This window comes from Pedobacter frigiditerrae (assembly GCF_004331645.1).
Classification (GTDB): domain Bacteria; phylum Bacteroidota; class Bacteroidia; order Sphingobacteriales; family Sphingobacteriaceae; genus Pedobacter; species Pedobacter frigiditerrae.
Map to the genome: position 1 here is coordinate 103,763 of NZ_SJSK01000006.1, position 19,507 is coordinate 123,269.

A 19,507-nucleotide genomic window follows, 5' to 3' on the forward strand; every position below is an offset into this window, starting at 1 on the left:
ACATGAAAGCATATATCAAACCATTATATATAACGTTATGCGCAACATTAGCGCTAACATCTTGCGAAAAGAACTTTCTTGAGGTAGAACCAACCGATCGGATATCTACCACATCAGTAGAAAGTGACACTACCATATTTGAGGCTTATGTACTCAATAGATACATTGGGCCTAGGCTTCAAGAAAAAGAATCTGAAGGCTCTAACCCAGGTTTTGGTAGAGGATTTGAATACAGCATGATGAGTTCGTACACCGACGAATCTATCTACAATAACGATGACGGAAGTTGGTTGATTCAACGTGGTCAGATTTCTCCGGATAATTTAGGAAGTACGGGCTCATTTTGGTCACGTAGTTACAGGGGAATAAGAGAATGTAACTACGCCTTAAGTGTCCTTTCTAAAATAACAATGAGTGCTGGGCATAAAAAAATGATTGAAGGCGAATTAAAGTTCATCAGGGCTTACCGTTACCATGATATCATTAGAAATTACGGTCGTGCAGTATTAATAGGCGATAAGGTTACACAGCTGAGCGATAATCTACAAGATCCAGCTTTATTTAAAAGAGCAACCTTACAAGAAAGCATGAACTATGCAATAGCTCAACTTGATGAGGCTGCGGCAGCATTGCCGGCAAACAATACTGGCACTTGGCAATTGGGTAGGGCGACAAAAGGTGCTGCATTAGCCCTTAAATCTAGACTGGCACTTTATGCAGCAAGTCCGTTATATAATGCGGGAACCTGGATAGCAGCAACCAGTGCTGCGCAGGCGGTAATCAGCTTAAATAAATATGGCATTTATACAGGTGGTTACAATAAAATGTTCCTAGTTAATGAAACTAACGAGGTGATCTTTGAAAGATTATTTACCACAAATGCCAGGCATGTGTGCCTTGAAATTGCCAATGGACCTAATGGTTATGGCGGATGGGGAGGTAATACACCTCTTCAAAATTTGGTTGATGATTATCAAATGGTAAGTGGTAAGCCAATTACAGATCCAACCTCTGGTTATCTAGCTTCACAGCCTTATGCCAATAGAGATCCAAGATTTGGATATACTGTAATTTACAACGGAGCTCCTTATAGAACTAGAAGCTTAGAAGCATTTATCCCGGGAGGAAAAGACAGTAAGGATGGCGATTCGAACTGGAACACCACGAAAACTGGTTACTATCTTAAAAAATTCATGAACGATAGTTATCCAATTGATAACCCTTGGGATGTAGCAGGTATGCAACCTTGGATTTATATGCGCTATGCCGAAGTATTATTGAATTTTGCAGAAGCAGCCAATGAAGCTTATGGACCAGATGTTATACCAGCAGGATCAGCCATGTCTGCTAGACAAGCTATCAACTTAGTAAGAGCGAGACCAGATGTAAATATGCCAGCATTAGCCGCAGGGATTTCTCAGGCAGAGATGCGTGATGCGGTTAAATATGAGCGCAGGGTAGAGCTAGCCTTCGAAGAACACAGGTATTATGATGTTCGCCGTTGGAAAATTGCAGACATTGTAGAGAATAAGCCAGCTGCAGGAATAATCGTAACCAAATCTGGAAGCAATTTTACTTATGCTGCTAAATCTGCATTAGATGGTAAATTATTTACAGCTAAACAATACTGGCTACCAATACCTAGAGCAGAAATTTTAGCTTCAGGAAATAAATTAGAACAAAATGCCGATTATTAGACATTGTTAGCGTATCTAACATTTTAAAATAGGATGAAACTTAAGCATACCGGTACGCAATGCTGGTATGCTTATTAAACTTTAAACAATGAATTTGTTTTTTCAGCGAAAAATTACCGGCTATGCTTTCTGTATACTGCTTGGCTTGATTACTCCAATTTTTGTTCAGGCACAACATAAAAGAATCATCAAAGTAAAAGTCAATTTTAACGAGCCTGCTCAGGTGATAGAAAGTTTTGGTGCTTCAGATGCTTGGACTTGTCAATTTGCAGGGTTATGGCCTGATGCTGAAAAAAACAAGATGGCAGATTTACTATTCAGTAAAAAGCTAGATGAAGCTGGAACCCCTTTAGGAATTGGATTAAATTTTTGGCGATTCGCCATTGGTGGTGGCAGTACTGAACAAGGTAAGGAAAGTGGCATTCGCGATGAATGGAGAAGACAGCTTTCTTTTCTTAGTTTAAATGGAACCTATAACGAAGATGCGATGCCTGGGCAAATCTGGTTCATGGACGCTGCAAAAAAAAGGGGCGTAAGTAATTTTTTAGGTTTTGTGAATAGTCCTCACGTTAACTTTACGCTGAACCAAAAAGCATTTTCAAGTGATGGTCTATGCAACCTCGATTTTAAGAAAGTTGATGCGTTCTCTGCAGACTTAGTGAATACGATTAAAATCATCAAGAAAAAAACAGGAATTGAGTTGGCTTATGTTAGCCCAGTTAATGAGCCGCAATGGAAATGGAATGAGGGTAAACAAGAAGGCACTCCTTATACAAATGAGGAAATCACTAGGCTTGTTAAAAATTTAAGTGGAACATTAAATAAAACACAGCTAAAAACAAAGATCCAGATTGTTGATGCTGGACAGTTAAACTATCTTACTGATCATCAAGACACGGCTAAAAGCAGGCAAATAGCTTATTTTTTCAATCCGAATTCAAAAGGTTACTTAGGCGATTTAAATAACCTAGACAACAGTATATCTGGGCATAGCTATTTTACCACTAGCCCGGAGTTTAAGGCCATACAAATTAGGAAAAAGGTTAAGGATGAAGTAGGTAAACAGAACGGATTAAGATTTTGGATGTCGGAGTATTGTGTGCTTGGCGATAGCACATTAAAAGGAGAGGGAAGAGATTTAGGAATGACAACAGCGCTTTTCATCGCAAAACTAATTCACCATGACCTCACTTATGCCAATGCTACATCATGGCAGTGGTGGTTGGCGGTATCAACAGGTAACTATAAAGACGGTTTAGTTTATATTGATAAAAGCAAAACTGGCGGAAAGGTTTACGATAGCAAATTACTTTGGGCTTTTGGCAATTACAGCCGATTTATACCCGTAGGCAGCGTAAGGCTAAATACTCAAGTTTCAGATGAAAAGGATTTTTACCTTTCTAGTTACTTAAAAAACAATGAACTAATTACTGTAGCGGTAAATAACAGTGATGAACCCATTCATTTAGAAATAGCTGGATTAGCTAAAAACCAAAAAAAGATTGTTGTTTATACCACTTCAGAAAGTGCTAATCTAACACGTTCATTCACTACGAGTGATGCCATTAATTTATCTGCAAAATCTGTAACCACAATTATTGGCAACAAAGAAAGATAGGTATACCTGGCATTTATAGTCAGGGATCATCAATTAAAACACAAAACAAATGAAAAAACATAAAATATTTCTTTTAAATGCACTACTGTTCCTTGCAGTGCTTTTTGGCTGTAACAAGGGAAGTGAAAAGCACACCTTTAGTTTGGGCGATAGCACCTTTATGCTAGATGGTAAGCCTTACCAGATTATATCTGGAGAGATACATTACCCTAGAGTGCCAAAAGAAGCTTGGCGAGCGCGAATGAAAATGGCAAAGGCGATGGGACTTAATACCATAGGAACATATGTGTTCTGGAACTTACACGAGCCAGAAAAAGACGTTTTTGATTTTACCGGCAATAATGATATTGCTGAATTTGTAAGAACTGCAAAGGAAGAGGGGCTTTGGGTAATCTTAAGGCCTAGCCCTTATGTTTGTGCAGAATGGGAATTTGGTGGCTATCCTTATTGGTTACAAAACGAAAAAGGTTTAGAGGTAAGAAGTAGAGAAAAACAATACTTGGCCGAATACAAAAAATACATAGATGAGATTGGTAAACAGTTGGCGCCACTTCAAATTAACCATGGCGGAAACATTCTCATGGTTCAGGTAGAAAATGAATATGGTTCTTATGGTGCAGATAAGGTGTACCTAGAAATGAACAGGAAGATGTTTGTTGACGCCGGTTTTGATGGTTTATTATATACATGTGATCCAGAAAAGGATATTGTAAAGGGACATTTGAAAGGCTTAATGCCTGCTATCAATGGTCAGGATAATCCCATAAAGGTAAAACAGGCAGTTCGCAACCTTAATGAAGGAAAAGGCCCATTTTTTATAGCAGAATGGTACCCAGCTTGGTTCGACTGGTGGGGTACGGCACATCATAAAGTGCCAGCTGAGCAATACACTGGAAAATTAGATACGGTTTTGGGTGCCGGAATTTCCATTAACATGTATATGTTTCATGGTGGTAGTACGAGGGCATTTATGAATGGCGCAAATTTTAGAGATACCATTCCATTTGAACCTCAGATTAGCAGTTATGATTATGACGCCCCCTTAGATGAGGCTGGAAATGCTACTGATAAGTTCATGCAATTTAGGGCAGTAATTGCCAAACACCTGCCAAAAGACCAAAAACTTCCTGAAGTACCAAAGGCTAAGCCCTCTATGGCAATGGCTCCCATCAAGTTTACCAAGGAGATCGGCATTTTTGATTACATGGGCTCAGGAAAGGAAAGCAAAAATCCTTTAACTTTTGAAGACATGAACCAAGCCTATGGCTATGTAATTTATAAAACGAACATTATTGGTGGCAAAAAGGCAGAACTTAAAATTAATGGGCTTCGTGACTATGGCATTGTATTTATTGATGGAGAGAGAAAGGGTACGCTTGATCGAAGACTAGGAGAAGAAAGCTTAGTGCTTGATGTGCCAAGCGGGAAGCATAGCTTAGAAATATTCGTAGAAAATATGGGAAGGATTAATTTTGGTCCTAATCTGTTAAAGAATAAAAAGGGAATTGTAGGTGAGGTTACTTTTGGTGGTAATTTACTAGAGGAATGGACCATGTTTCCATTACCTTTTAATAAGGTAGAAACGGCAAAGATAAATGCATCTAAAATAACGAAAAACACCCCTGTGTTGAAATTGGGAAGCTTTGAAGTTAAAACACCAACAGATACTTATTTAGACTTGCGTAATTGGGGTAAGGGCGTGATTTGGGTAAATGGACATAACTTGGGTAAATATTGGAGCATTGGACCACAGCAGACCATTTATTTGCCAGCAGAATGGTTAAAAGCTGGGAGCAATGAAATTGTTGTGTTTGAACTTAATAAGCCTGATGTTAATGAACTAAAAAGTTTAGATAAAGCAATTCTTGATCAGTTAAACACAAGTAAATTTTAGGTAATGATAAAAGGTCGTAACTATATATTAATGGTATGCTGCATTCTTTTTTTCTTCGGATGCAGCAAAAAGGCTGGCGTAATTGCCGAGCCTATACCGGAAGAAAAACCTGTTCACCCTTTAATATCAGGGGTAAACTGGGCTGATGCCCGAGACAACTTTGTTGACGGTTGGGTAATCCCTTCTGGACTTGAAGCCAGTGATAATTATGCAAGTGCTGCCATAAAATCGGAAAGTATCTATAACGGTGTTATTGCAAATCTAGCGGGTGTAAATGCCATAAGGTTACCCGTTAATCCACCATCAGTAAGCGATAGCTGGTGGGCTGCCTATCAGGCAACAATAGACCAGGCACTTGCTAAAAAATTAAAAGTGATTTTGTGCTGTTGGGAAAGCTCAAGCAGTAAAAATGGAATGATTGATAACATGGATGCTTTTTGGCAGATGTGGACAACCATTCTTAATAAATATGGCCAGCAAAATGAAGTTTATATCGAAGTTTTTAATGAGCCTTATGGTTATACGCTTTCCCAATTAAGCGCTATCTATGAGCAGTTTTTATCCAAGTTCCCAGCCTTACCTAAAAATAGGATTTTATTATCTGGTACTGGTTATGCTGAAGACGTAACTGGAATTGGTGCTGATGCAAGGTTTAAAGATTGTTTATTGGCATTGCACAATTATGCGTTTTGGAATACGAGATCACAAAGCGAATGGGAAGCGAATTGGCGGGTTAGGTATGGTGCCTATTCATCCAGAACGGTGATTACAGAGTTTGGAGCAGGAATGAGCACTGGAAAAAATTACACAGGAGCTGTTGGGAGCGACAATGAAATTGCCTACATCATTGGCTCTACCAATGTATTTAGAAACAGTAACCTATCTAGTGTATACTGGCCAGGAATAAGGGATGGGGATAGTTATAGTTTGTTAAGTAGAAGTGGAAGTGGTGGCGATATGAAATTGTCGGTTGTTAACCCTTCGGGTGTTACTCGACTGCGTTTTGGCTGGGGTTATTGAGCCTTTCATTACATAGTTTAACGAAGTGATATTCTTCAGTGCTTTAGTAGCATAGCGCTTCAATAGAATCGTTCATCATCCAATGCCCTTCTAGTATATGATCCCGCTCTTCTCGAAGCCCAGCAGAGTGAGCCAATATCAAGAACAAGCCTTACCATGCCCGGTAAGGCCTTCTTGTTTATAAAGGTTTTTTGTTTCAAAATATTTTATGCCCAAGAATTTGTGGTTTACAATTTGCTTCAAAAATTCTTATTCCAATACCGAAACTTAATATTCCCATAACAAGGTTAAGCCAAAGACTCCATTATTTTCGTGCAATAAATCTTTCTAATTCAAATTGGATGATATGGGGGATTTAGAAAGCCGTTGTTAGCATATTAAACCATCATAACAAATAAAATAATGAAAAGAGTAATATTAATATTAAGTATATTATTTAACGGGACAGCCTTTTGTCAGCAGAAATTGGACGTTCAGGCACACCGAGGAGGTATGGCATTGATGCCTGAAAACACTATCCCTGCCATGTTAAATGCTGTTAAGCTAGGTGCTAAAACATTGGAACTTGATGTTGTTATTTCAAAAGATGGAAAGGTTGTAGTATCTCATGATGCCTATATGTCTGCCACTTTTATGACCAAGCCCGATGGTACAGAAATTACTAAGGAAGAAGAAAAAAGTCTGAGTTTATATCAAATGTCATACGATAGCATTAGTCGCTATCAATCAGGAATAAAAACACATCCAATGTTTCCTGGCCAAATTAAATTAAAAACACATAAACCATTATTGAGTGATTTAATTGACAGTGTGGAAGCTTATATAAAGGTAAATAAGCTTAAGCCAGTTTATTATAACATTGAAACAAAATGTTCTCCAATGGGTGATGGAAAATATAATCCTTCGCCAGAAATATTTGTAAACACAATGATGAACGTAATTAATCAAAAGGGTGTCAAAAGTAGGGTAATCATTCAATCGTTTGATGTGAGGACTTTAAAAATTCTACATCAAACTGAACCAAAGCTTAAACTAGCTTTATTGGTGCAAGGAAAAATGAACCTTACCGAAGATCAACTTAAAAAATATGGTCTTTCTGCTAAAGAGGTTGAGGAATATTTTAAACAATTAAGCACCAAAAAAGCTGGACTAGATGGAGATTTAGAAAATTTGGGTTTTGTGCCAGCTATTTATAGCCCATATTATACAGGTGTTGATGCAGAAATGGTTAAAAAAGTGCACGACAAAAATATGCTAATTTTGCCTTGGACGGTAGATAAGGAAGAAGATATGGTTGCCCTAGGTAAACTTGGTGTTGATGGAATCATTACTAACTCCCCAGATATTTTAATCAGATTGTTCGGTAACTATCAGCAAAAATCGAAATAGTCCCCATCAAATCGCAATTATAGCTAAGAGGGTGTCATAAAGTATGACCACCCTTTTTGTCTATTAGGGGGAACATAATGTACAAATTTTGGCATAGGTTTTTGTCAACAGGTCGTCTGATTGACTTAAATACTGCGAATATATCTTATAACTAAATGCATTGATGCAAGTATTACCATGACAGGTAAAATCTGTTATTAAAAGTTTAAACATTTAATATTTCTAACTATTATTATGTGTTATTTCTAAATAAAACAATTGCATTTTGTTAACACAGTATTCGTACCTGCATTGTAAAAGAATATCAAACGATTTTAAGTTAGTTCGAATTTTGGTCGAAGTTAATTCGAAGTTTATTCGAACTTGTGACAAATGAACTCGACTAAACTACGTTTAAAGTTCGATTAAACTTTGTACTACAATTAAAGCAGTTAATAACCTGTTCATATTCAATTAAGAACCTAATGTTATTTCATATTAGCTGTTATAACATTTTCCGTCTACTTATGATCATTTGCCTTATTCAATAATAGCTGCGAATAACAAATGGTAATTACTTCATTTTTTTCTTATCTAATTTTTTAATATTTTCGCCGCCCCCACTAAACTTTTATTTGCTTACCTCCCATCAGATGAAGAGATTTTTATACGGAATTGACTTTGGTACCACCAATTCGGCATTGGCTATTTTTGATGAAGATTCAAAAGAAATCCATAGTACTATCATCATTCCTTCATTGATTTATTTTTACCATCAGCTAGATGCTGGTAAGGATAAAAACTACGTGGTAGGTGAAGAAGCCATCGAAGCCTACTTAAAGGATGGAATGAAGGGACGTTTTATTAAATCTATCAAGCAAATTTTATCTAGAAGTAGTTTTACAGAGACCAGAATTCACAATAAAAGATATAATGCTTCAGATTTAGTAGCCATAATTTTAAAGGAACTAAAGGCTAAGGCCGATGAATTGATTGGCCAAGATTGTAAAAGAGCAATTATTGGTAGGCCTGTGTTTTTTAATGATGATAATGTGCAAAAAGACACCTTAGCACAAAATAGGCTTGATAAAGCTGCGGCACTTGCAGGCTTTGATGAGGTTCGCTTTCAATTTGAGCCTATTGGTGCAGCTTTTGCATATGAGAAAACGTTATCGAAAAAAGAAAAAGTGTTGGTGGCAGATTTAGGTGGTGGTACAACAGACTTTACCTGCTTGGTACTTGATCCCGAAAAAGTAGGCAGTAAGGACAGAAAGAATGACATAATGGCCACTGGTGGGATTTATATTGGTGGAGATAGTTTCGATTCGGCATTTATGTGGGAAAAAGGAACGCCATACTTCGGTAAACATACCACTTATGAAGCAACTAGGGGTAAGGTATTAACAGTTCCCAAATCTCTTTTCGTAAATATTTGCTCTTGGGAACAAATGAATTTCTTTAATGGGCAACGTATTAAAAAGGATATAGAAGATTACTATTATTATTCTGGAAATGACCCTCAGTTTAAAAATCTAATTACGCTGATTGAGAATAATTTAGGCTATTCTGTATTTCAAGCTATTGAAAAAACCAAGATTGAATTATCAAATACTGTTACCTCGAAATTTAGTTATCATCAAATGGATATCAAGATTGATGAAGAAATTTCTTTAGCAGGTTATGAGCAAATCATTAAAAGAGATGTAGATCGCATTGCGGCCTATTTAAACGAGTTTATGTTGCAAAATAATATTGAGGCGAAAGATATTGATAGCCTTTTTTTAACTGGTGGCACGTCAATGGTAGGAAGCATTCAGCAACTGTTTAAAGAAAAATTCCCTCATCTTAAACTAAACTCTGGCGATAATTTTAAAAGTGTTGCCAAAGGTCTAGCTTATAGTGGTTACCTTTTTGGCTAATGTTTTAACTTGCCCTTAAATATCATATTTTATCATTTCTCTTTTTACGGTTCCATCATCAAAGAAATCGAAAACAGCATAGGCAGGGTCAAATTCTTGAAAAGCACCACCCCACCAATTTCCAGAAATTGCACCATTACAGTAATAATCAACATTGTTGTAATGAATTTCATCTTGTAAATGGATATGTCCGCTTAAGCAAGTTTTAATGTTAGGATATTTATTGAACAATGTTTTAAGCGCAAAAAAATCGGTATGCATTAAGTTTCGCTTGATCATTAAATCGCCATTGGCTTCTGTTTTATTGAAAAATAAGCCAGCACAAATTGAGAGAATTGGAATATGTGAAACAATACAAATTTGTTGGTTAGCAGGAATTTCAGCAAGCTTGTTTTTCAACCACTCCAATTGTATATCATCAATTTTAGCAATATAGCCTCCAGCTGGATTAAGCTGAGTGCTGTCTAAGATAATAAAATTCCAGTTTTCTTTTTTAGAATGATAATAACGTTCAGTCATTTTAAGTTCTTTTAGAGCGTAATTTTTGCCGTACAAAGGATCGGTAACATCAGGGGCTTTTTGAAACCATCCATAAATATCATGGTTCCCAATGCAAGGATATACTGGCAAACTATTTTCCTTTTGCATAATTTGATGATAAAGTGCCCACTGGGTTTGGGTTGATTCTTTTGTTGCAGCCAAGGCATCCATGATACAATCTCCACCATTAATGATGAAATCAACTTTGGGTTTTAATTGATTAACATGCCTTAAGGCTTTTGACATCCCAGCTTCTGGCACAGCGCCAGTTTTAATATGTATGTCGGATATAAAGGCAAATCTGAATGATTTTTTCGGGGCTTGCTCTTTTGCACTAAGTGCATCGGGAAGTACAGATAGCCCAGCAGCAATAAAGCCAGATTGAAGAAATTCTTTCCTTTTCATTGGTTAATTTTATTTAATACAATATACGCTAGATTTTATTTTTATTAGTAAAAATCAGGTTAGCAGGTAATTTAGTGATGATTAATTTAGTCAATAATCTATATATTTAGACTATAGGTTTTAATCATTTAGTTTAATGAAAGGGATATATTTTCTACTCTTCACTTTATTTACCACATCGATTTATGGACAGGTAAAAAAAATGCCAAATATTATCATCATTATTTCAGATGATCACGCGCTGTCAACTATCGGTGCCTATGGTGCTAAATATGGCGCTACGCCTAATATAGATCGGTTGGCAAAAGAAGGGGCGGTTTTTAAAAATGCTTTTGTAAATAATTCAATTTGTGCACCAAGTAGGGCAACCTTATTAACCGGGAAATATAGCCATATGAATGGCTTAAAAGATAATATGGATGAGTTTGATGCTTCGCAAGATGTATTTCCAAGGAGGATGCAACAGGCTGGTTTTCAAACAGCTTGGGTTGGTAAGTGGCATTTGAAAACTTATCCTCAAGGATTTGATTTTTGGAATATCGTTCCGGGTCAAGGACAGTATTACAATCCTTCATTTATCAATATGAGGGGCGATACAAGTAAGCTCAATGGATATTGCACGGATGTAACTACTGATATTGCCTTAGATTGGCTTAATAAGCGTGATCAAGAAAAACCTTTCTGCATAGTAATTGGCCAAAAAGCACCTCATAGAACTTGGATGCCAGATACTCAGGATTTGGGAAAATATGATAAAACCAAATTCCCATTGCCTAAAAACTTTTATGATAAATATGAGAATAGGATTGCTGCGGGTAAACAAGACATGAACATTGTAAATACAATGAAATTGGGCTACGATTTGAAAATAAAAAGCGATACATCAGATAAGGTTAATTCTGCAACAGCTTTTACAGCAAGGATGAGTGCGGCACAACGTAAAGCTTGAAATGCCTACTATGACCCAATTGAAGCTGATTTTTTAAAACAAAACCCAAAGGGGAATGAGTTAGTAGAATGGAAATACCAAAGATACATGCGAGATTATTTAAGCACTACCTTGTCTTTGGATAGGAATATTGGAAGGGTGTTAGATTATTTAGAGAAAAACAACTTGTCTGAAAACACAATCGTAATTTATACTTCAGATCAAGGTTTTTACATGGGCGAACACGGTTGGTTCGATAAGCGCTTTATGTATGAAGAATCGATGCATGCTCCTTTTATCATGCGTTACCCTGGTGTAATTAAACCTGGAACCATGATGCCGCAGTTAGTTTCTAATGTAGATTTTGCACCAACCTTTTTAAAGTTGGCTAATGTTCCTATTCCGGCAGAAATTCAAGGGAAATCGTTTGATAATTTATTGAAAAGCCCAAAAGCTAAATTTAGGGAGTCTGTTTATTATCATTATTATGAGTTTCCGGGAGAGCACAGTGTAATGAGGCATTTTGGTATAAGAACTGATCGCTATAAACTTATTCGGTTCTACGGCGCAGCCAATTTTTGGGAGTTGTACGATTTGAAAAACGACCCTAATGAAATGAACAATATTTATGGACAGCAAAAAAATGTAACCTTGACAGCCGAATTAAAAAGAAAATTAAAGGATTTGGTAAGTGAGAATAAAGATAATGTTGCTTTAAGGCTGTTGGTAGAAGATAATTAATCGTTTTTTCGCAGGGCGATTAACCCTAAAATTGGACCCAACGCCAATAACATATAAATGTATTGTTCGTTTGTTTCGGTTTTTAAAGCCCCTATCAGCTGTATGCTGATAATTGTGATGGAAAAGCCAATACAATTTACAATGGTTAAGGAGGATCCCTTGTATTCTGCTACAGCATTTTGAGCCACTAGTGTTGCAAATAAAGGAGAATCTGCAATAACTACCATTCCCCAAACAAACATAAATGTAATAAAAACTGTTGCCGAGCTGTTAAATATAAACAGGGGAGAGGCCAAACAACAAGCACCAGATAAACCTAAAGAAAGTGTTGCGATTTTTTTTACGCCAAATCGCTTCGAAATTATTCCGCCAATTACGCAAGCAATACTTCCTACGGCAATTATTAAAAAAGAAAAAAGAGGGATGTTAAAAATATGATTTGGGTGCTGATTGTTGTAGGTTAACAAAATAATAGGAACAAACGACCAAAAAGCATAAAGCTCCCACATGTGCCCGAAATAGCCAAAAGCAAAACCTCTAAATTTCTTGTTGCTAAAGCCTTTTATAAATGCTTTCAAACTTAATTGCTGGCCTATTTTTCTATATGGTCCGTCTGGAACAAAAATGAATACGATTAATCCTCCAATTAGGGAAAGCAAGGACGTACAAAGCACAATATAATGCCAAGGTATTCCATTTATACTTTTTAAGAAATGAGGAAAAGCGGTTCCAAAAACTAACGCACCTATTAAAAATCCCAATGATTTCCCCAAACCTTCTTGAAAATGGTCTGCCGCAATTTTCATTCCCACTGGATAAATACCTGCTAAAAAGAAGCCTGTTGTAAATCTAATAAGCAATAGAAGAACAACATTTAGGTTGTTAATATTTACACAAAGGTTAGTTAATGCGGCAATAACGGCACAAATAAAGAAAATTTTAGAAGGTGAAAAACGGTCTGAAATACTTAATAAGGCAAATACTAAAGTGCCAATGATGAACCCAAATTGAACTGCACTGGTGAGGTGAGACAAATAAGAAGAAGGAAAATGTAATTCATTAACCAAATCGCTGATAATGGCATTACCTGCAAACCATAATGAGGTGCAAAAGAATTGCGCTATAACAATTATGGGGAGAATGTAGTTTTTTGGTTGCAAAATGGTAGATGACATAATAGAAGCCACAAGATAAATTTTTTGTTTTAGTTATGCCCTGTACATTGCTATAAAACAAAAAAGTCCCGAGTTATCGGGACTTTAAATATCAAGTTTTTTATGTTACCAGAAGTAAACGTAAAGTGCTGTTAAAATAACAATTACAGCTCCTGCGCCAAGGGCGAAACTATTGCTTACTTTAAACATGCTACTATCTATTTCTAAACCTTTAGATTCTTTTCCGCGTTTAGAATCTATTAAGCTGATAATTACCATACCTATAACGGCAATTAAAAATACAAAACCCATTCTATCTAAAAATGGTATTTCATATAATGATGTTCCGTCTTTTTGTGCTACTAACGAAGAGAAACCAGATGAGCTTAAGAAGCTTAAATCTGCAAATCTTGGTAAGAATTTAAAGAATACCGATAAGGCGAAACCTCCAACTGTTGCAAACATTGCAGCATTTGAGCTGGTTTTTTTCCAGAAGAAACCCAGTATGAACATGGCAAAAATACCTGGACTAACGAAACCAGTATATTCTTGAATAAACTCAAAACCACCTTTTTTGTCAATTCCTAAGAAAGGAGCAAGCGCAACAGCCGCTACCATGGCAACAACTACAACAATTTTACCAACGCTAACTAATTTTTGCTCACTAGCATCTTTGTCTATTTTTTTCTTGAAAATGTCTAATGTAAAGATGGTTGCTATACTGTTAACCTTACCAGCTAATGAAGCTACAATTGCAGCAGTAAGCGCAGCGAATGATAGTCCTTTTAATCCGGCAGGTAAAAGATTTAACAATACAGGATATGCTTTATCTGGATTTAATTCTCCGTTCTGCAACATTTCGGTTTGTAAACCACCTTTCATGTGTATTACGTATGCTGCAATACCAGGCAATACTACAATTACAGGCATTAATAATTTTAAAAATGCAGCGAATAAAATACCACTACGAGCAGTTTTTAAATCAGCACCTAATGCTCTTTGTGTAATGTATTGATTGCAGCCCCAATAGTTTAAGTTCACGATCCACATACCTCCAAGTAATACAGTTAAGCCTGGTAAGCTTGGGAAGTTGGTGTTTTCTTTCTTCAAGATCATGTGGAAGTGGTCATTTGATTGGCTCATCATGTAGTTAAAACCATTCATTACACCTTGTTGTCCGTTAAGTTCAGCAACTCTATCTAAAGCAAGATAAGTGGTTACTAAGCCTCCTAAAATCAAGAACAATACCTGTATAACGTCTGTGTAGCCAATTACTTTCATCCCGCCTAATGCGATAATGATAGCGAATACAGCTAGGGCGTACATACATAAATTAGTATCAATGCCAGAAATACCATTAATAGCTAATGCCCCAAGGTATAGGATTGATGTTAAGTTAACTACTACATAAAGTAATAACCAGAAAACGGCCATGATCATGGCTACGGTTTCATTGTAACGTTGCTGCAAAAATTGCGGCATGGTATATATCTTGTTCTTAAGATATACAGGGATAAAAAACACGGCTACGATAATTAATGTAGCTGCTGCCATCCACTCATAGGTAGCAATAGCTAGACCCATTTTAAATCCATTACCACTCATGGCAATAAATTGTTCTGAGGAAATATTGGATGCGATTAATGATGTTCCAATTGCCCACCAGGTTAATGAACCCTCGGCTAAAAAGTAATCATGTGATGCAGAAACTGCTTTCTTCTTTTTTCTGTATATCCACCAGCCATATACGGCTACGATGACGAAATAAACGAGGAAAACAATGTAATCTTTAAGGTCTAAACTATTCATTTTATGTGTTTGGTTGGTTAGGGTCTAAATGTAGTAAAATTTAGGTAAAATGGTTAATTGTTTGAACTGGTTAATTGCAAAATTGGTTAACCATTACGATTAACCAATTCAACATTTTAAACAATTAACCCATCAGTTAGATATGTCTATTAATGATGTTCTCTAGATATTCCTGTCTGCCGCTTAAAGTAGCTGGTTCACCATTTTCTGCCGCATAATTTCTCAAATCTTCTAAAGTCAATTTGCCTTGTTCAAATTCTGCACCTTTACCGCTATCAAAAGAAGCATAACGATCTGCACGAACTTTTTTGTAATCTGATTTTTGTAATACAGCATCAGCAGTTACCAAAGCACGAGCAAATAAGTCCATTCCGCCAACGTGAGCATAGAATAAATCTTTTTGGTCGGTAGAATTACGACGAATTTTAGCATCGAAGTTTACACCACCACCTTGTAAGCCACCGCCTTCAAGTATGATCAACATGGCTTCTGTTAACTCATTAATATCATTAGGGAATTGGTCTGTATCCCAACCATTCTGGTAATCTCCACGGTTAGCATCGATAGAACCCAATAAACCATTATCTACTGCAACTTGTAATTCATGTTGGAAAGTATGGCCAGCTAAAGTTGCATGGTTAACCTCTAAATTCAATTTAAAATCAGCTAATAAATCATGCTCTTGTAAGAAACTTTTTACAGTTGCGGCATCATAGTCATATTGATGTTTAGATGGTTCACAAGGTTTTGGCTCAATAAAAAATGTTCCTTTGAACCCTTGTTTACGAGCATAGTCTTTAGCGGTATGTAAAAATTTAGCCAGATGCTCTTGTTCACGTTTCATGTTAGTGTTTAGCAAGCTCATGTAACCTTCTCTACCTCCCCAAAACACGTAGTTTTCTCCGCCAAGTGCTATTGTTGCGTCTAAAGCTGCTTTTACCTGTGCTGCTCCGTGAGCCAATACATGGAAATCTGGATTGGTTGAAGCGCCATTCATGTAACGTCTGTGACTGAATAAGTTAGCAGTACCCCAAAGCAGTTTTACACCACTATCTGCTTGTTTTTGTTTAGCATATTCTACTAAAGCTTGTAACCTGCGTTCGTTATCTGCAACATCATCCGTATAATCAACAACATCCACATCGTGGAAACAGTAGTAAGGTAATTGCATTTTAGTGATGAATTCAAATGCCGCGTCCATTTTATCTTTTGCACGTTCAACTGCATCTTTCTTTTCATCCCATGGGAAAATGTGAGTTGCGCCACCAAATGGGTCTGCACCATTGCCATTAAATGAATGCCAGTAAGCGCAAGCAAATTTAAAGTGTTCGTTCATGGTTTTTCCGGCAACTACTTTGTTTGCATCGTACCATCTAAATGCCAGGGGATTATCACTTTGTAAACCTTCAAATTTTACTTGCTCAATGCCTTTAAAAAATTCCTTTGCTCCTGTTACTACTTTTGTCATCGTTTCTTTGTTAATTTTGGGTTGATAATTGTTGGTTATTGGTCAATGGTTGATAGCTGGTCTAGGGAGTTACGCCATTAACCATTCGCTATGATTTATGAACCAACCAACTTTTGCTCTAATATTTCTTTCCAATCTTGATAAATTGGTTCGTATGTTATTGTGTTTTTTGGTTCTATGTATTTAAGTATTTGATGTTGAGAGAAAGCATCCGCTGCATCGGCAAAAATGCCTGCACCAATTCCTGCTCCTAAAGCTGCTCCAACACTACCATCGTTTTCATATAATTCTACTGGTATACCTGTAACATCTACAAAAGTTTGGGCGAATACATCACTTAAGAATAAGTTTGCTTTTCCAGCTCTAATTACTTTTGGCTGCATTCCGTTTTCTCTCATGATATCTAACCCATATCTAAATGAAAAAACAATGCTTTCTTGTACAGCCCTAAAAATATCTGCTTGGTTATGTGTGTTTAAATCAATACCCAATAATTGTGCTCCGGTAAATTTGTTGTTTAACATCCGTTCTGCACCATTGCCAAAAGGCAAAACTTTTAAACCTTTGCTACCAATTGGCGATTGAGCTGAGATGTGATTTAACTCTGGATAAGAAAGGTAGGGAGCGAAATTGTGTTTTGCCCAACGATACATGCTTCCTGTTCCGTTAATGCATAATAAAACTCCTGTGTGCTTTTTTTCTGGTGTGTAGGTTACGTGTGCAAAAGTGTTAACTCTAGATTGTTTATCATAAGTTAACTCATCGCTAACCCCATAAATAACCCCCGATGTCCCTGCTGTTGCAGCAACCTCACCAGGTTTTAGCACGTTTAATGATAAGGCATTGTTGGGTTGGTCGCCAGCTTTATAAGAAACAGGTATGCCTTCAGTTAAACCTAAAAGCTTAGCCATACCTTCTTTTAGATAACCGTGTTCTGAAAATAGTGCTTGAATTTTTGGAATATGATTTTCATCTAGTCCATAATGATTCATTACATCTTTAGAGATCTCATCTTTTTTGAAATCCCAAAAAATACCTTCGGATAAGGCAGGGATACTAGTTGTGATTTGCCCTGTAAGTTTCATCGCAATGAAATCGCCAGGTAGCATTACCTTGTCTATTTTTTCATAAACAGCAGGCTCGTTACTTTTTACCCAAGCTAGTTTAGAAGCTGTAAAGTTTCCTGGAGAGTTTAAAAGGTTTTGAAGTGATTTTTCGTGACCAATTGCATCAAAGGCTTTTTCGCCCAATTCTACAGCTCGGCTGTCACACCAGATAATGCTATCTCTTAAAACTTCTTGGTCTTTATCTACAGTAACCAAACCATGCATTTGGTATGCAATACCGATGGCCTTTATAGCTTTTGGATCAAATAAATCTAAAGCATTTACTTTTAAGATAGCTTGCTGAACATTATGCCACCAATCCATTGGGCTTTGCTCTGCCCAGCCCGGTTGAATTGATTTAATAGCTGTCTCTTCTTCTGGATACTGTACAGTAGCCACACTCTTTTGAGTTTGTATATCAACAACTGCAACTTTAATAGACGATGTGCCTACGTCAATACCTAGTAAATACATTCGGTTTGTAATTTATAAATTCTGTTTTATGCAAACGGTTGCATAAAGATAGATGTAAAATTATAAAAGTCAAATATTTCGCAATTTTTTTTCGATTTTTTTTAAGAATTTATGCAACTTGTTGTTTTTTCTAGTTGCTTAACTTCCATTAGGATAGAGAAGGATGTTTTAAATAGAACTTCCTGTAGATTGCCTTTCGACCAAAGTTGGGTCCAATACAATATGTTGAATGTTTTGATATGGGTTTTCTTGTTGAATCATTTTTAGAAACATTTTAGCACATTCACTGCCCATTTGGTTTGGGTGTTGATCTATTGTTGAAAGGTTAGGGGTGATGTAAGCTGAAAAGCCCTCGTTTGCGAACCCAATTACGCCAATTTTAGGAGGAGTTTCATCAATTTCCTTTAGCTTTTTAATTACGCCAAGCGCCGTAAAATCGTCTCCAGCAATAATTGCATCAGGTTTGTTTTGTAGTCGCATTAATTTACTGGCCCCAAATCTTCCATCCTTAATAGATAAGCCCCCAAGAATAATATTTTCTTCTAAAACAGCTAAATTATTGTCTCTTAATGCTTTTTTATAACCTTCTAACCTATCGCTAAAAATCTTTATTTGATGGATTGTTGTTATAAATGCAATATTCTTGTAGCCTTTTTCAATTAAATACTGCGTAGCCATGTAGCCAGCTTTAAAATCATTAAGTGTTACAGTTGGTACATTTAAGTTAATATTCACCCTATCGAAAATAACGAGGGGTTTGTTCTGTTTAATTATTTCTGCGAAATGAGATACATCTTCAGTTTCTAAAGACATGGAGGCAATTATGCCGTCAACTTGAGCCTCTAGTAATGTTTTAACCCCATTTATCTCATTCTCAACAGACTCGTTAGATTGATATAGAATAACTCTATAACCACTGTCCTTTAGCCCTTCTTCTATACTATGTATAATAGAGGCAAAAAAATGTGCTTGTACACTTGGTACAATTACACCAATTATATACGTTTTGCCTGATTTTAACGCAGAAGCTAATCTGTTCGGACTATAGTTAAGCTTTTTTGCGGTAGCAATTACTGCCTCTCTTGTAGCTTCACTAATAGCTGGAAAACCACTTAATGCCCTAGAAACCGTTGATACCGTGATGTTCAGCTCCTTCGCAATGTCGTATATGGTGGTTTTCTTTTTCAATTATTATTTTATGTTAAGGCTCCAATTCGACTGCAAACTAGTAAAAAATAAATCATTCTAAAAATCTATACCAATAGATTGAACAAAAATAATGCAACCGATTGCATTTTTACAAAAATAAAGTTAATTTAGGCGTACCAAATATAAGGGTGAATAATTATTAGATTATTTGATCACG

At 36.4% G+C, this 19,507-nt stretch carries 14 protein-coding genes; 8 read left to right on the forward strand and 6 right to left on the reverse strand.

Annotated elements, in window-relative coordinates:
• Positions 1-2: 2 nt before the first annotated feature.
• The 6 genes from EZ428_RS19735 to EZ428_RS19760 all read left to right on the forward strand — a co-directional run bounded on the left by EZ428_RS19735 (position 3) and on the right by EZ428_RS19760 (position 9,516).
• Positions 3-1,697: a RagB/SusD family nutrient uptake outer membrane protein gene (locus tag EZ428_RS19735; protein ID WP_131554933.1), complete on the forward strand. Its 1,695-nt coding sequence runs from the start codon at positions 3-5 to the stop codon at positions 1,695-1,697.
• An 88-nt stretch (positions 1,698-1,785) separates the two neighbouring features.
• Positions 1,786-3,315 carry a glycoside hydrolase gene (locus EZ428_RS19740; protein WP_131554934.1) on the forward strand — a complete coding sequence of 510 codons (1,530 nt, stop codon included), beginning with the start codon at positions 1,786-1,788 and terminating at the stop codon, positions 3,313-3,315.
• 49 nt (positions 3,316-3,364) lie between these two features.
• Positions 3,365-5,209 (forward strand): glycoside hydrolase family 35 protein, encoded by a 1,845-nt coding sequence (locus EZ428_RS19745; protein ID WP_131554935.1) that lies wholly within the window; start codon positions 3,365-3,367, stop codon positions 5,207-5,209.
• Positions 5,210-5,212: 3 nt separating this feature from the next.
• Positions 5,213-6,229 (forward strand): cellulase family glycosylhydrolase, encoded by a 1,017-nt coding sequence (locus tag EZ428_RS19750; protein ID WP_131554936.1) that lies wholly within the window; start codon positions 5,213-5,215, stop codon positions 6,227-6,229.
• 402 nt (positions 6,230-6,631) lie between these two features.
• Positions 6,632-7,618 (forward strand): glycerophosphodiester phosphodiesterase family protein, encoded by a 987-nt coding sequence (locus EZ428_RS19755; protein WP_131554937.1) that lies wholly within the window; start codon positions 6,632-6,634, stop codon positions 7,616-7,618.
• Between the two features lie 632 nt (positions 7,619-8,250).
• Positions 8,251-9,516: an Hsp70 family protein gene (locus tag EZ428_RS19760; RefSeq protein ID WP_131554938.1), complete on the forward strand. Its 1,266-nt coding sequence runs from the start codon at positions 8,251-8,253 to the stop codon at positions 9,514-9,516.
• A gap of 15 nt (positions 9,517-9,531) precedes the next feature.
• Here the strand turns inward: EZ428_RS19760 and EZ428_RS19765 are convergent, their stop codons facing one another.
• Positions 9,532-10,461: a metallophosphoesterase family protein gene (locus tag EZ428_RS19765; RefSeq protein WP_131554939.1), complete on the reverse strand. Its 930-nt coding sequence runs from the start codon at positions 10,459-10,461 to the stop codon at positions 9,532-9,534.
• 136 nt (positions 10,462-10,597) lie between these two features.
• Here EZ428_RS19765 and EZ428_RS24135 point away from each other — a divergent pair, with 136 nt between their 5' ends.
• Together EZ428_RS24135 and EZ428_RS24140 are read left to right on the forward strand one after the other, a co-directional pair.
• Positions 10,598-11,410: a sulfatase-like hydrolase/transferase gene (locus tag EZ428_RS24135; RefSeq protein WP_205945767.1), complete on the forward strand. Its 813-nt coding sequence runs from the start codon at positions 10,598-10,600 to the stop codon at positions 11,408-11,410.
• Between the two features lie 18 nt (positions 11,411-11,428).
• Entirely contained in the window at positions 11,429-12,130 is a 702-nt protein-coding gene (locus EZ428_RS24140; RefSeq protein WP_205945777.1) for a sulfatase/phosphatase domain-containing protein, read from the forward strand.
• Here EZ428_RS24140 and EZ428_RS19775 read toward each other — a convergent pair.
• The 5 genes from EZ428_RS19775 to EZ428_RS19795 all read right to left on the reverse strand — a co-directional run bounded on the left by EZ428_RS19775 (position 12,127) and on the right by EZ428_RS19795 (position 19,329).
• Entirely contained in the window at positions 12,127-13,305 is a 1,179-nt protein-coding gene (locus EZ428_RS19775) for an MFS transporter (RefSeq protein WP_131554940.1), read from the reverse strand. The genes EZ428_RS24140 and EZ428_RS19775 overlap by 4 nt on opposite strands.
• Positions 13,306-13,410: 105 nt before the next feature.
• Positions 13,411-15,093: a sodium:solute symporter family transporter gene (locus EZ428_RS19780; protein WP_131554941.1), complete on the reverse strand. Its 1,683-nt coding sequence runs from the start codon at positions 15,091-15,093 to the stop codon at positions 13,411-13,413.
• A 136-nt stretch (positions 15,094-15,229) separates the two neighbouring features.
• Complete coding sequence (gene xylA / locus EZ428_RS19785; RefSeq protein ID WP_131554942.1) at positions 15,230-16,561, reverse strand: xylose isomerase; 1,332 nt, start codon at positions 16,559-16,561, stop codon at positions 15,230-15,232.
• A 95-nt stretch (positions 16,562-16,656) separates the two neighbouring features.
• Positions 16,657-18,141, reverse strand: a complete 1,485-nt coding sequence (locus EZ428_RS19790; protein ID WP_131554943.1) for a xylulokinase — start codon at positions 18,139-18,141, stop codon at positions 16,657-16,659.
• A gap of 168 nt (positions 18,142-18,309) precedes the next feature.
• Positions 18,310-19,329 (reverse strand): LacI family DNA-binding transcriptional regulator, encoded by a 1,020-nt coding sequence (locus EZ428_RS19795; protein ID WP_131554944.1) that lies wholly within the window; start codon positions 19,327-19,329, stop codon positions 18,310-18,312.
• Between the last annotated feature and the right edge of the window lie 178 nt (positions 19,330-19,507).